The 13,943-nt window shown below is 64.7% G+C and carries 14 protein-coding genes; 7 read left to right on the top strand and 7 right to left on the bottom strand.

What is annotated here, in order from left to right:
- Nucleotides 1-21 precede the first annotated feature (21 nt).
- Nucleotides 22-975: a M48 family metallopeptidase gene (locus tag C442_RS13505; protein ID WP_049942981.1), complete on the bottom strand. Its 954-nt coding sequence runs from the start codon at nt 973-975 to the stop codon at nt 22-24.
- Between the two features lie 246 nt (nt 976-1,221).
- On the opposite strand from C442_RS13505, the gene C442_RS13500 reads away from it, so the two are divergent.
- Nucleotides 1,222-1,938: a fumarylacetoacetate hydrolase family protein gene (locus tag C442_RS13500; RefSeq protein WP_008311309.1), complete on the top strand. Its 717-nt coding sequence runs from the start codon at nt 1,222-1,224 to the stop codon at nt 1,936-1,938.
- A 109-nt stretch (nt 1,939-2,047) separates the two neighbouring features.
- Here C442_RS13500 and C442_RS13495 read toward each other — a convergent pair whose 3' ends face one another.
- The gene (locus C442_RS13495) at nt 2,048-3,793 is read right to left on the bottom strand and encodes an excinuclease ABC subunit C (RefSeq protein ID WP_008311306.1); all 1,746 of its coding nucleotides are present in this window, start codon (nt 3,791-3,793) and stop codon (nt 2,048-2,050) included.
- Nucleotides 3,794-3,826: 33 nt separating this feature from the next.
- A complete protein-coding gene (locus C442_RS13490) occupies nt 3,827-4,453 on the bottom strand; it encodes a hypothetical protein (RefSeq protein WP_008311304.1) in 627 nt (208 codons plus the stop codon).
- A 137-nt stretch (nt 4,454-4,590) separates the two neighbouring features.
- On the opposite strand from C442_RS13490, the gene C442_RS13485 reads away from it, so the two are divergent.
- Complete coding sequence (locus C442_RS13485; RefSeq protein ID WP_008311302.1) at nt 4,591-5,064, top strand: hypothetical protein; 474 nt, start codon at nt 4,591-4,593, stop codon at nt 5,062-5,064.
- Here C442_RS13485 and C442_RS21830 read toward each other — a convergent pair.
- On the bottom strand, nt 5,030-5,188 hold the full coding sequence (locus tag C442_RS21830; RefSeq protein ID WP_161606628.1) for a hypothetical protein: 159 nt from the start codon (nt 5,186-5,188) through the stop codon (nt 5,030-5,032). The genes C442_RS13485 and C442_RS21830 overlap by 35 nt on opposite strands.
- Before the next feature lie 171 nt (nt 5,189-5,359).
- Between C442_RS21830 and C442_RS13480 the strand changes: the two genes are divergently transcribed.
- The 5 genes from C442_RS13480 (at nt 5,360) to ligA (ending at nt 11,576) form a co-directional block, all read left to right on the top strand.
- Nucleotides 5,360-6,463, top strand: a complete 1,104-nt coding sequence (locus C442_RS13480) for a pyridoxal-phosphate-dependent aminotransferase family protein (protein ID WP_008311300.1) — start codon at nt 5,360-5,362, stop codon at nt 6,461-6,463.
- A gap of 139 nt (nt 6,464-6,602) precedes the next feature.
- The gene (locus C442_RS13475; protein ID WP_228841581.1) at nt 6,603-6,920 is read left to right on the top strand and encodes a HalOD1 output domain-containing protein; all 318 of its coding nucleotides are present in this window, start codon (nt 6,603-6,605) and stop codon (nt 6,918-6,920) included.
- A 187-nt stretch (nt 6,921-7,107) separates the two neighbouring features.
- Nucleotides 7,108-8,709 carry a methyl-accepting chemotaxis protein gene (locus C442_RS13470; RefSeq protein ID WP_008311297.1) on the top strand — a complete coding sequence of 534 codons (1,602 nt, stop codon included), beginning with the start codon at nt 7,108-7,110 and terminating at the stop codon, nt 8,707-8,709.
- Nucleotides 8,702-9,412, top strand: coding sequence for a bacteriorhodopsin (locus C442_RS13465; protein WP_008311295.1), 711 nt, complete (start codon nt 8,702-8,704; stop codon nt 9,410-9,412). Before C442_RS13470 ends, C442_RS13465 begins: the two co-directional genes overlap by 8 nt.
- Before the next feature lie 79 nt (nt 9,413-9,491).
- Nucleotides 9,492-11,576, top strand: coding sequence for an NAD-dependent DNA ligase LigA (ligA, locus tag C442_RS13460; protein WP_008311294.1), 2,085 nt, complete (start codon nt 9,492-9,494; stop codon nt 11,574-11,576).
- Nucleotides 11,577-11,578: 2 nt separating this feature from the next.
- On the opposite strand, the gene C442_RS13455 is transcribed toward ligA, so the two are convergent.
- The 3 genes from C442_RS13455 to C442_RS13445 all read right to left on the bottom strand — a co-directional run bounded on the left by C442_RS13455 (nt 11,579) and on the right by C442_RS13445 (nt 13,888).
- The gene (locus C442_RS13455; protein ID WP_008311292.1) at nt 11,579-12,583 is read right to left on the bottom strand and encodes an ABC transporter permease; all 1,005 of its coding nucleotides are present in this window, start codon (nt 12,581-12,583) and stop codon (nt 11,579-11,581) included.
- Nucleotides 12,580-13,518, bottom strand: coding sequence for an ABC transporter ATP-binding protein (locus C442_RS13450; RefSeq protein ID WP_008311290.1), 939 nt, complete (start codon nt 13,516-13,518; stop codon nt 12,580-12,582). Before C442_RS13450 ends, C442_RS13455 begins: the two co-directional genes overlap by 4 nt.
- Before the next feature lie 94 nt (nt 13,519-13,612).
- Complete coding sequence (locus C442_RS13445) at nt 13,613-13,888, bottom strand: hypothetical protein (RefSeq protein ID WP_008311289.1); 276 nt, start codon at nt 13,886-13,888, stop codon at nt 13,613-13,615.
- Nucleotides 13,889-13,943: the final 55 nt, after the last annotated feature.

The raw sequence follows: 13,943 nt of genomic DNA, 5'->3' as shown, positions 1-13,943 counted from the left end.
GGCCGTCGCTGAACGACGCAGCTACCGACGGCTGCCCGACGCCTCGCTCACCCTCGCGGAACTCCGTGCTGCGCTCTCCTGTAGCCGCTGTATCCGCTCATCCATCGGCGGGTGCGTCGACAGGAGACGTGAAAGCTCGCTGTCCGCTTCGCTGTGAACGTATAGCTGTCGCAGGAGACCGGTGTCCGGCTTCGACGCCTGCTCGATTTTCGTGAGGGCTCGGGCGAGTCCAACGGGGTTCCCCGTTATTTCGATCGCGCGGTCGTCGGCTGCCAACTCGCGACGCCTGGAGTAGCCGAGTATCAGCAGCGCTACCGCGAATCCGAGACCGGCAACGACCTGTAGCGCGTACCGCTGTGCCCGCCCGAGCCAGGAGCGCGACCACGACGAGGGGTTGCCACGCAGTAATGCGAACGAGCGCGCGAGGCCACCGGTTAGCACCACGACGGGAAACAGAACAAGGCCGACAAGCCCGACAACCGTCTGGACGAGGCTGTACGCGACAGTCTGAACGAGCGCATCCCGGGTCTCCAGATGCGCGAGTTCGTGTGCCAGCAGCGCCTCGAACTCCGTCGCGGATAACAGTTGGAACAGCCGCCGGTCGACGACGATAACCCCAGCGCCGCCGCCGATGGCGAACGCGTTCGGGACCGGCAGCTCCGCCAGTAGCAACGTCGGCGTCTCGACGTCCATCTGATCGACGAGCGTGTCGAGGCGGCGGTAGACCTCCGGCACACGCGCTCGCGAGAGTTCGACTGCGTCGAGAGACCGCTTGAGCCGCGCCGTAGCAGCCCAGTAGTTCACGATGCCGAGAACAATTGCCGTCACGATAACGACAAGGGCGGCTATCAGCGGCGACGGACGGCTGTCCCACACTGGTAGAAGCAGCGCGTACCCCACGTATGCCGCCGAGAGATAGACCAGCAACGACAACACTCCGACGACGGCCATGAGGAGCCGTCGGGTCACAGCCATATCTGCTGATACGCGTTGCCCGAAAAAGTCACTTCGGTGGTCAGCACGGCGTTTCTGACCCCCAGGTTCTGAATGGGGTTGTCGCTAGCGGCCATTTCATATAGCGCGATGGAATTTATCTAATACTGCTCCAGTGGCAGTCTCATTCGACGAAGCGACCCGAGAACGGCTCACATCCCATTCAAAACGGTCTTTCGAGCAGTGTGGGGCGACACGCCTTTTTGACCGGCCTTCGGACCACAGCGTATGCGAACCGCACGACTGTTAACGGACGATGGACCGGTCACTGGCGAATACGTTGACGGCGTCGTCCATGCTGACGATGGCCAGTATGTGGTCGGCCGCGATGGACGACTCCTCCCGCCGTGTGAACCGACCGCGCTGTACTGCGTCGGTCGGAACTACGCCGCGACCAACGACCAGATGGATTACGACCGGCCCGAGGAACCGGACTTCTTCATCAAACCCCCGACAGCGCTACTCGCCCACGAGCAGCACATCCCTTACCCGCCGTTCACCGACGAACTCACCTACGCCGGTGAGCTGGCTGCGGTCATCGGTGAGCGGTGTCGTGACCTTGACCCGGCTGACGTTTCCGACGCCGTCCAGGGATACACGGTACTGAACGACGTCGACGCGCTGGACCAGCAGGGCCGCACCGCACGGAAGGCCTTCGACGGGTCCGGACCGCTGGGGCCGTGGATCGAGACTGACGTCGACCCCACAGGTCTCGACATGTACACTGACATCAACGACGAGCGCCGGCAGTCTGCCAACACCAGCGAGATGCTGTTCGGTCCCCACGAGGTGGTCGCGTACCTTTCCGAGCGGTTCACGCTCCGTCCGGGCGACGTTGTTGCGTTCGGCAGTCCGGCCAACCCGGGGACGGTCGCGCCCGGTGACACAATCGAGATAACCTACGAGGGTGTCGGGACGCTCCGGAACTCGGTCGTTTCGCTATAACGGCATTAAGACGCTGGGATCGCCATATAGCGACCTTCTTTAGCCTCTTCTCGACAGATTAGCGAATCTGAGCGCTATGGCCCGATAAACTACTAAACGCTATACAAAATCACTGTAGCCGGGTCCGAATCGTCTCTGCGGTCTGCTCGCCGATACCGTCGATAGCTGTCAGCTCCTCGTCGGAGGCCGTCCTGACGTTGTCGACGCTGCCGAAGCGTCGGAGCAGTCGCTTCCGCGTTTCGGGGCCGACGCCGGGCACGTCGTCGAGCGTCGTCGACACTTCATCCCGTAGCGTCTGGTGGTACTGGACGGCAAAGCGGTGGGCCTCGTCGCGAATCCGCTGGAGCAGGTGGAGCTGCGGGGCGTCGCTGTCCCAGTCGTACACGCGGTCGGGCGTGATGACCAGTTCCTCGTCCTTCGCCAGCGCGATGGCCGGCACGTCCCAGCCAGTCTCGGCGAGGGCGTCGCGGGCCGCCCCGAGCTGGCCGTCGCCGCCGTCGATGAGCAGCAGGTCCGGGTCCGGCCGGTCGTCCCGGCCTTCGACGGCGCGCGCGGCCCGCCAACGGAGGAGTTCGCGCATGTTCGCGTAGTCGTCGTTTTGCTCGGTGAGCTTCTTCCGGCGGTAGTCGCTCTTCTCGGGCGTCTCGTCGACGAAGGTGACGTTCGAACCAACGGCTGACCGGCCCTGCGCGTGGCTCACGTCGAAGCCCTCGATACGGCTCGGGCGGTCGATACCCAGTGCGTCGGCTAGACGGCCGCTCTCGTCGTCAGCCCCGCCGCGCTGGCGGGCGTTTTTCAACGCGAGGTCGACCAGCGTCGCTTCCCGTCCGGCACCGGGCACCCCGAGCGTAACGCCCTCACTTTCAAGCCACGCTTCGATGTCCGGGTCGGCGGGGTCCTCGGCACAGAGAATCCGGTCCGGCAGGTCCCGCTCGGCGTAGTACTGCGGGATGAACGCCCGATACACGCCCGCGGTCCCCTCGCTGTCCGGGGCCTCCAGCGTGTGGCGGTCCCGTTCGACGAGCTTGCCGCCCTCGGCGTGGAGCCGGGCGACGATGGCGCGCTCGCCCTCGACGGCGGCCCCGAGAACGTCCGTCGTCTGGTATCCCCCGGAGTCGCTAACGGCGGTGTCGCCCTCGCCGTGGAGCGCCTCGACGGCCCCGAGCTTGTCCCGGAGGTTCGCGGCGCGCTCGAACTCCTGGTTCTGTGCGGCGGTCTCCATCTCGCGGCGTAGCGGGTCCGCGAGGACGCCGGTTTCGCCCTCGAAGTACCGCGTGACGGACTCGACGTCTTCGGCGTACTCGGTTTCGCTGATCTCACCGGTGCAGGGCGCGGTACAGATGCCCATCTCGTAGTCGAGACAGGGTCGGTCCCGGTTGCTGTACTTGTGGTCGGAACACCCCCGCAGGCCGTACGTCTCGCGCAGTGCCTTCACGACCGTCTCGACCCGCCCCTTGTCGGTGAACGGCCCGTAGACGGTCGCGCCGTCCTCGGGGTCGCGGGTCACCTCGATTCGGGGGACTGGATGGTCGGTCAACTGGACCAGCGGGTAGGACTTGTCGTCTTTCAGCCGGACGTTGTACGGCGGCCGGTGGCGCTTGATGAGGTTCGCTTCGAGCAACAGTGCCTGCGTCTCGGTGTCGGTGACGGCGAAGTCGATGGTCTCGGCCCGCTCGACCATCTTGGCGATGCGCTCGCTCCGCGGGTCGGCATACGAGCGCACGCGGTCACGCAGGTCGACGGCCTTCCCGACGTAGAGGACCCGGCGCTTGTCGTCCCGGCCCTGTTCGAACAGGTATACGCCGGGCTCCCGTGGCAACGACCCCGCGCGCTCTCGAACCCCGTCGGCGTCCATTAGCTCGGAGTTGGTGCTCGGCGGGGTTGAACGTCACGGGAGCGGGTCGTCGGGCGCAGGCCGGTCGACGTTCCCGGCGTCGGCAGGGGCCGCCTCCGGAACGATGGCGGCCTCGATTCGCTCGACGATACTCTCGTCCTCCGGCGCAGCAAGTTCGATGTCGTCGTCGCCGGCGACGCGCACGACGAGCAGTCGGTCGCGGCTCCAGAGATAGACCCCGAGGACGACGGCGGCGAAGGCCAGCGCGAGGCCGCCGAACAGGCGCAGCAGGTCGTCCAGTTGCGCCATCAGCGACAGCATCGTCCGGAGCATCCCCAGCATCCCCCCGATACCGACGGCACTGGCGGCACCGCCGCTGTCCAGCGAGACGTTGCTGACGAGGCTGTCGAGGCTCACGGTCATCCCGGCGGCCACCAGCACGACGCCGACGACCAGCGCCTTCACGCCGAGTTCGAGAAACGACCAGTCGCCGCTGGTGGTGACGTCGACGCCCTCGACGTTGGGGCGGTCGACCTGCCGGTAGTTCGACCCCTCGCGGTCGGGCGTGAACACGAGGATGCGGTGACTCGTCACGACGACCCCGCCACGGTCCAGCCTGACGTCCGCTTCGATCACCTCGCCATCGTACAGGAGGCTCTCGGCCCGTGCGACCCAATCCATACACCCCGTTTACCGCGGACACCTGTATATTCTCCCCCCGTAACCGCTAACTGTGCGCCCTCGAACATGACAGTATGACCGCCGATCCCCGCTGCCCTCACTGCTCGGAGAAAGTCAGTGCGACCGCGACGTGGTGTATGCACTGCGGCCGGGACTTCGAGAGCCCGGTCGATGCCGGAACCGGGACAACAGTCCTTGATGCCGACGGCAGTCAGACCGCGTCTGACCTCGAAGCGGCCCTCAACGCCGGCGACGTCGACGGTATCCAGAACGCGCTCGCACAGAGCGACAACGGGCCGACATTCGTCGGTGTCTTGCTCGCCGGTATCGCGCTGTTTACCCTCCCACTCGTCTCGCCTCCGGGTGCCGCGCTGTATCTCCTCGTCGTCGCCGGTGTCGGGGCAATTGCCGCGACACAGTCGACGTTCGACGCGGCGCTCAGAACCGGCGGGAAGGCACTCGCGCTTGCTCCCTTCCTACTGGTGTTTATCGACGTGTTCCTCGGATATCTGTTCAGCGGAGCGGTGGCGACCAGTGCCACAGTTCTGTTCGGCCCGGCAATTTACGCCGGTCTGGTCATGTACGGCGTCCGCTGGTATCGTCGTCGCTGAGCGGTTTGCGGTGACCCGAACCCGAGTCGGCGTGCATCTCGATCAGCGTGTCGGAGACTTGCTCGACCGCTCTATCGGCGACGGCCGCTCGCTGGGCGTCCGTGAGCGGGGTGTGGCTGCCCATGGACGAACGTGACTGCTCAATTGGTAAATACTTCCTGAAGGGTACAATCGCTGTCTGCGTATTCTTTGCGTGAGCGGGTCCCCGCTTTAGAGCACGCATTGATTCGCTTCGTCCGGTATCAAAACTACCATGCCTCCCGGATTCGAGAGTCCACCTACTACAGGTGGTTCTGTGACCGAAAAACGCGAATACAAAGACGAGTACCAGGACAAGACGCTGTATCTCCCGGGGCCGACAGAGGTGCGCGACGACGTTATCGAGGCGATGGCCGAACCGATGTTCGGCCACCGGATGGACCGGATGACGGACCTCTACACCACCATCGTCGAGGACACGAAGGAGTTCCTCGGCACCGACAACGATGTCATCGTGCTCACGGCGTCGGGCACGGAGTTCTGGGAGTCGACGACGCTCAACCTGGTCGAAGACAGTATGCTCGTGCCGACCTCCGGCGCGTTCAGCGAGCGCCAGGCCAACGTCGCAGAGCGCCTCGGCAAGGACGTCGACCGCATCGAGTACGACTGGGGCACGGCGGTCAAGCCCGGCGACATCCGTGACGCGCTCGAATCCGGTGACTACGACGCCGTCGGGGCCGTGATGAACGAGACCTCGACCGGCGTCCGGAACCCTATCGAGGAGATCGGCGACGTGGTCGCGGAGTACCCGGATACCTACTTCATCGTTGACGCGATTTCCTGCCTCGGCGGCGACCAGATCGACATCGAGGCCCACGGCATCGACGCTATCTTCACGTCCACGCAGAAGGCCTTCGCCATGCCGCCGGGGCTCGCGGTCTGTGCCGTCAGCGACGCGGCCTACGAGCGGGAACTGGAGAAGGATTCGGCGTCCTGGTACGGCGGCTTCCAGCGCTGTCTGGACTACTACGACCGGAAGGGACAGACCCACTCCACGCCGGCGATTCCGCTCATGCTCGCGTACCGCAAGCAGATGAAGCACATGCTCGATGAGAGCCACGACGCCCGCGACCAGCGCCATCAGGAGATGGCCGAGTACACGCGCGAGTGGGCGCGCGAACACTTCGACCTCTACCCCGAGGAAGGCTACGAGTCCCAGACGGTGACCTGCATCGAGAACACGCAGGACATCAACGTCGCCGAGACGGTCGAGGCCGTCTCCGAAGAATACGACATGGTGTTCTCCAGCGGCTACGGCGACATCAGCGAGGAGAGTTTCCGTATCGGACACATGGGCGAACACACCGTTGAGAGTATCAAAGAGCTAACCGACGCAATCGAAGACGTGGCCGATCTGTAAATTGAGGAATAATCGACTGAGGCCGGGGCTATAGGCCGTTCTAGGGCGGCTCGCTTCTACCACTTGGCGTTTTCACAGTTTGATAATGCTGGGAAGACTATATTACTGCCGACTACTTTGATGTAGATAGACGAACCATATGAGTAAAAGCAACAGGCGGAGTAGGGACAGCGACTCCTCAACACCGATGAACGTGACCAGAAAACAGTTCGACTGGAGCGAGACGCGACCGAGCGCGGCAGTGACTGAGTACATCTCCGCCATGACCGGCCGGGAACAGACTGACTTCGCACCGCTGTACGAGACTGTCGACCCCGAAGCGCTCGACTCACTCGTCGACTCCTCGAAGCGCTCGACGCCTGTCAGTATCTCGTTTGAATATGCCGGCCACTCGGTCACTGTCCGAAGCGACGGGGAACTCGTTATCAAGGCACCAAGCGCCAGTATTGGCCGATAACTTTCGGTTTGCGGAGTTTTTGCCCCTCCTCTCCTGTTTTCCCCCTGATAGCGATTGTGCTTGTGCAGGATCGAAACGCCCAGTTCCGAATATCTATAAAAGACCGTTTTTAGGCCTCGACGCCCCAGTTATCAGTATTTGAATTCGAAAAGGTAGGCATAAGTCAGGAGGTCAGAAATTCGCACGTATGACTGAAACGAACGTGCGAACGAGGGTTGTGACCCACTACAGCCGACGAATCGGGGTCGCAATCGGTGTGACGCTCGCAGTCACGCTCGCGTTCGGGGCTGTGTTTGCCGCGCACGCGGCAAATCAGGGGGCTGGACTCGCGGCTATTTCTGGGACGCTGTTCGTGGTAACGCTCAATCTCGGACTGCTCGCGATTGTTCTGGCCGGGAACGCGGCGGTCGAACTCCGGCGCCTGACCGACGCCGCGACAGCTATCGAGGACGGCGACCTTGAGACTAGTCCGGACGTCGACCGCGCGGACGAGTTCGGTCGCCTCGCATCGGCTTTTGACAGTATGCGCCGCTCTCTCAGCGACGCGTTCGACGAGTCCGAAACCGCACGTAAGGAGGCCGAACAGGCCAAGCAAGACGCACAGGCGGCGCGACAGGAGGCTGAGGAGTTCAACGAAACGCTCCTTGATCATGCGACGGACATCGGTGACGCAATGACGGCCGCGGCTGACGGCGATTTCACCCGACGCCTCGACACAGACACCGGTGTCGATGCCGTCGAACGGATCTCGGTCGCCTACGAGGAGATGGCCGACGGCCTCTCGGAGACTGTCGTCGATATCCGGCAGTTCGCAACTGATGTTGAGGAAGCAAGCACGGCCGTCGCTGCCGACGCGACAGAGGTCGAGGAACTCAACCAGTCTCTTGCCGTCGATATCCGGGAACTGGCCGGCGATATCGAAGCCCAGGCAACCCAGCTCGAAACGGCCATCGAGGAGACGAACGACCTGTCCGCGACCGTCGAGGAAGTCGCCTCGACGACTGACGAGGTCGCTCGACAGGCCGGGGAAGCCGCGAACGTTGGCGCGACCGGGACAGACCGGACGGCGGAGGCCATTGAGGCCATCGAAGGAATCGAAACCGCTGTGACCCATCTCGATGAGTTGGTGACTGACTTGGATGACCGCATGGACGACGTCGCGGCCACGACCGGACTGATAGATGATATCGCCGAGCAGACGAATATGCTCGCACTGAACGCCAACATCGAGGCCTCACACGCCGGTGACGGCGGTGACGGGTTCGCTGTCGTCGCCGAGGAAGTCAAGACGCTCGCGGAGGAAACCCAGGCGGCGATCGACGAGATCGAGAGTATCGTTGAGGGGGCTCGCGGGGAAGTCGACGAGGTGGCCGACGAGATGGACCACACCAGAGAGCGCATCGACGCGGGCGTTACCACGGTCAATCAGGTCGGTGACGCCGTCGAGCGGTTGACTGACACTGTCGACGATGTCGACGATGCGATGGCCGAGATCTCGCGGGCGACCGACGACGGTGCCAGCGCGACCGAGGAACTGGCCGCGACTATCGACACCGTCGGCGAGGTTGCCAGCGACGTCGCCGAGCAGTCCCACGACCTGGCCGATACGGCCCAGGAAACCGCCGAAACGATGAGTGCCGTCCGGCAGCGGGCAGAGGACCTCTCGACACGGACCCGAGAACTCATCGATCGACTCGATGCGTTCGAGACGCGGGCAGTCGGTCACGGTGGAACGGACGGGGCGACACCGACCGCCGGACAACAGCGCGTCGGGGGCGACGATGATTAGCGGGTCGGCCGTCTACGAGATCGCCGCGGTCCTGCTGGCCGTCGCGGCCGTCGTGCTCTCTGGGTGGCTCAGGCGCATTCCGTCGTCCCACCGACACTACTGCTACCCGGTGGTGGCCGTCGTCGGGATTTCAGCCGTGACGACCGCGCTGACGGCGGCCGGCGTCCTGCCAGTGCCCGGGTCCCAGCTCACTGTCCCGAACATCGTCGACGACTTCGTCGCGTACACGGTGCTGTGGACGCTTACGGTCGCGATAGCCGGGGCGTCCCGCCGAACGTTGGCTGTCGCCGCCGCCATCCCGGCGGTACAGGTCATCGCTTTCAACGGCGGGACGATCGTCGGCGGCGCTATCGGACTCGTCGGCTTTGGCGTCCTCGTTATCGGCCAGCTCCTGCTTGCGTACCTGTTACTCGGCCCAGTCTGGCGTCGTGCGGCCGACCTGCCCGACGACCAGCGGCTCCTGCACTGGAAGTCCCGGAACCTCCTGTTGTTCCTCATCGGGATGCTCATCGCCTACTCGTTGCTTGCGGTTGCGGACGTGTTCGACCCGTTCGTGTTGACCGTCATCAGCGAGTACATGGGGCTCCTGATCCGCGTCGGCTTCGCCGGGTTCCTGTTTGCCAACGTCGATGCTATCGCGGTCGACCGGACCGGCTTTGCCGGCGTAACGTCGGAGTCGGCTGGCGCTCAGCGCGCTGATTGACGAGGGCCGCTGTTGTTGGTATAACACTCTGCAATCCCAGACGGAGTTGCTTAGTGGTCGGCACCCAGAACAGACTGTAATGGCTGTAGCCGACGACGCTGATCTCGCGGACAACCCCTATGTCGAGGGACCCCCGACCGAGTTCGAGGACACAACGACTCTCGACGAAGCGACGGCCCGCGAGCAAGCTGATCAGTTGCGCGAGGCGCTCCGCTATCACGACTACTGCTACTACGTCGAGAACGACCCGGTCATCGGCGACCGGGCCTACGACGCGCTGTTTGCCCGGCTCCAGCGACTCGAATCGGCGTTCGACCTCGACACCGACGGCAGTCCGACCCAGCGCGTCGGTGGCGAGCCACTGGACGAACTCCCCGACGTCGAACACGTCGCCCGGATGGGCTCTATCGACCAGGGCGGCGAGGAAGCGGACGTACAGGAGTTCGACGAGCGGGTTCGCGACGGGCTCGACACCGACGATGTGCAGTACTTCTGCGAGCCGAAGTTCGACGGCCTCTCTATCGAGATCGTCTACGAGGACGGCGTCTACCAGCGCGCTGCGACCCGCGGCGACGGCGAGGTCGGCGAGGACGTGACCGAGAACGTCCGGACCATCTCCAGTGTCCCCCAGCGGCTCCGCGGTGACTACCCCGACTTCCTGGCCGTCCGCGGCGAGGTGTACATCCCGCGGGACGCCTTCACGGCGTTCAACCGCGAGCGCGTCGAGCGCGGCGAGGACCCCTTCGCGAACCCCCGCAACGCCGCCGCCGGGACGCTCCGCCAGCTCGACCCGTCGGTGACCGCAGAACGCCCGCTGTCGGTGTTCTTCTTCGGCGTCCTCGATGCCTCGGTCGACTTCGAGAGCCACAGCGAGATGCACGAGCGGTTCCCCGAGTGGGGCCTCCGGGTGTGCCAGCGGACCGCTGTCGTCGACGACATCGACGCTGCCATCGACTACCGGACCGACCAGCAGCAGGCCCGCGACGACCTCGACTACGAGATCGACGGCGTCGTCATCAAAGTCGACGACATGGACGCCTGCGACGAACTCGGCTCGACCTCGCGCGCCCCGCGGTGGGCCTTCGCCTACAAGTTCCCGGCCCGCAAGGAGGAGACGACGGTCAGGGACATCGTCGTGCAGGTCGGCCGGACCGGTCGGCTCACCCCCGTCGCGCTGATGGACCCTGTCGAGGTCGGCGGCGTCACTGTCTCCCGCGCCTCGCTGCACAACCCCTCGCTCATCGCTGACCTCGGTGTCGACGTGGGCGACCGCGTCCGCATCAAGCGGGCCGGCGACGTCATTCCGGACGTCGTCGAAGTGCTCGACGACGACGGCGACGGCCACTTCGAGTTCCCGGACACCTGCCCGGCGTGTGACAGCCCCGTCGAGCACGATGGACCGATGGCGTTCTGCACCGGCGGCCTCACCTGTCCCGCCCAGCGCGAGCGCAGCGTCGAGCACTACGCCAGCCGCGACGCGCTTGACATCGAGGGCCTCGGCGAGAAGGCCGTCCAGCAACTGCTGGACGCCGACCTCGTCTCGGACCCCGCGGACCTGTACGAACTCACCGTTGAGGACCTCACCGACCTGGAGGGCTGGGGCGAGACCAGCGCCCGGAACCTCGTCGAAGGGATGGAGGACGCCCGCGAGCCGCCGCTTGCGAATTTCCTCGTCGCGCTGGGTATCCCCGAAGTGGGCACCGTCACCGCACGAAATCTCGCCCAGGAGTTCGGCACGTTCGAGGCGATACTGGACGCTGCCGACGAGGGCAACACCAACGCCTTCGAGGCCGTGCCCGACGTAGGTTCGACCGTCACGCGCTCAATCGTAGAGTTCTTCGAGGGCGAGGGGAACCGCGCCGTCATCGACCGTCTGCTCGACCACGTCAACCCCCAGGCCGCTGAGGAAACGGGCGGCGACGCCCTGAACGGCCAGACGTTCGTCTTCACCGGGTCGCTCGACGGCTACACCCGCAGCGACGCACAGGACCTAATCGAGCGCAACGGCGGGTCGGCGACGAGCAGCGTCTCCGGCAACACGGACTATCTGGTGCTGGGCGATAATCCCGGCCAGCGAAAACGGGACGACGCGGAAGAACACGGCGTCAAGACGCTCACCAAGAGCGAGTTCGAAGAATTGCTGGACGACGCTGGTGTCCTGTAGGCCTACAGGTCCTTGTTTTCGAAGACGTAGTAGCCGGCGACCAGCGGGACGACCAGCCACAGCAGGAGGTAGCCAATGACTGCAACCGTCCCGTACTGGGGCGGTAGCGCGGCGCTGGTACACTCGCCACCGGCCTGTGTCACTTCGAGCGTCCCACCCAGCATCTTCTCGCATGTCGCCTGCGGGTTCGACGTCAGGAGGAGCCGCGAGCGGATCGGCGAGCCCTGCAGGATCTCTTGGACGAGCGTGCGGTACGCCGCGATGGGGCTCAGCAGCGAGACGAACAGTTCGACGTGAAGCTGGGTCACCTCGCCGATATTCGCGTGGTCCGACAGCAGGTTCCCCAGGCCCGTCCCCAGGTTCGACCAGAACACCTGCAGGTAGACGTAGATCCCGAGCGACGCCGCCATCGCCCGTCGTGCAGTCTTCAGCGCCGCCGAGAGGCCGATTGCAAATGCCGTGAACACGACCCCGTAGGCCATCGTGGTGAGTGCGAACAGCAGGAACGACTCCCACGCGATCTCAATCTGTGACGGGAGTATCACCAGCAGGGTCGTCAGGAGCCCGACCGTGACCGGAATGAGCGTGATCGCGCTCCGGCCGACGAACTTGCCCGCGAGCAGTTCGCCGCGCGTGTACGGGAGCGAGAGCAGTATCTTCAGGGAGCCGCGCTCGCTCTCCCGGGCGATGGCGGCGTAGCCGATCACGATAGCGACTGCGGGGAGCAGCGGCGCTGCAATGGGCAGTGCGAACCGGACGTACGCGTCTGTCGTCAGCGACGCCCCGGACTCGGCGAATTGCTGCCCGATGTTAAAATACAGGCCAAGCAGCGCCGGCAGCGCGAAGAGGACGATGAAGATCAACGAGAGGACCCAGATCCATGGCGAGCGGACCGTATCGCGGAACTCCTTTTTCGAGATAGGGTACCAGTCGGCGAACTCGGAGTTCTTGATGCTCGTGTCGATATCGCCGAGGAGGCGCTTGACGGGGTTCTGCTCGGCGCTCATGCGTCGACCTCCGGTTGCTCCTGTTCTTGCTGTTCGGTGTAGGCGGCGAACACCTCATCCAGCGAGGCCTCCTCTGTCTCGAAGTTGGCGACTTCGCCCCCGCTCTCCTCGACGGCGTTGAGGACGGCCATCTTCGCGTCGCTGTCACAGCCCACAGTGAGCGTGGTCCCGTCCGCGGTCACGGTCGAGACCTCGTCGAGCCCCTCGATAGCCGCGACCGCGGCGTCGGTGCCGTCGCCGTCGGCCAGCGTCACGCGGAGGACGGTGTCCCCGGCGGCGGCCTCGCGCAGCCCGGCGACGCTGTCTTTCGCGATGAGGCGGCCGTTCTGGAGGATGCCGACCGTGTCACAGACGGCCTCGACCTGGCCGAGGATGTGACTGGAGAAGAAGACGGTCGCGCCGCGCTCGTTCTCCTCGCGGATGATCTCACGCATCAGCCGTGCGCCGTTCGGGTCGAGCCCAGTCGTCGGCTCGTCGAGGATGAGGAGGTCGGGCTCGCCGACGATGGCCATTGCGAGCACAAGCCGCTGTTGCATCCCCTTGGAGTAGCCGCCGGCCTTGCGGTCGATGGCGTCGGCGATGCCGACCCGTTCGGCCAGTTCGTCGGCGTCAGCGTCGGCGTCTTTCGATTCGATGACAAAGGAGAGGTGCTGGCGACCGGTGAGCCGGTCGTACACGTCGTAGCCTTCGGGGAGGACTCCAGTGCGGGCACGGATCTGCTTCGGTTCTTCGTGGATGTCGTGGCCGAGCACCGTCGCCGACCCGTCGGTCGCGCGGACGAAATCCAGGAGGATGTTGATCGTTGTCGACTTCCCGGCCCCGTTCGGGCCGAGGAAGCCGAAGATTTCCCCCTCCTCGACGGTGAGGTCGACCCCTTGCAGTGCGGTGAGACTCCCGAACTGCTTGGTGACGCCATCCAGTTCTATCGCTGCCATACGGCCGGTTTGTGACGGCCGCCTGTATAGTCTTTCGTGTTCCAGTTATCACGCAAGAAAGTCAGCACGCGGCCACACACCGTCTCAGGGCCGGTTACACCTCAGCGTCGGGGTCGTGGCGCTCGGCCATCCGCTGGGCCTCCGTGGCGTAGCGCTCCCGCGTCTCCTCGTCGGTTACGGGTTCGAGCTTGTCGACCTCGACATCCGTCGCTGCCGTAATCCGTTTCCGTCTGAGCAGGTTCGGTGAGAGCTGCTTGGTCAGGTGGCGGTCGCCCTCCGGGGGCGCGTAGATGAGCGTCACCATCCGCTCGTCGCCGAAACTGGAGCGTTCGACCAGCCAGCACTGGACCGTCTCCTCGTCGTCGGTCATTGCTGTGTCGTTTGCGGGCCGGCGGTTTATATCTTACAACCCCCTCTCGAACCGC

Source organism: Haloarcula amylolytica JCM 13557, assembly GCF_000336615.1.
Taxonomy (GTDB): domain Archaea; phylum Halobacteriota; class Halobacteria; order Halobacteriales; family Haloarculaceae; genus Haloarcula; species Haloarcula amylolytica.
The sequence above is the reverse complement of the archived record's forward strand: the minus strand, read 5'-3'. Positions and strand labels throughout refer to the sequence as shown.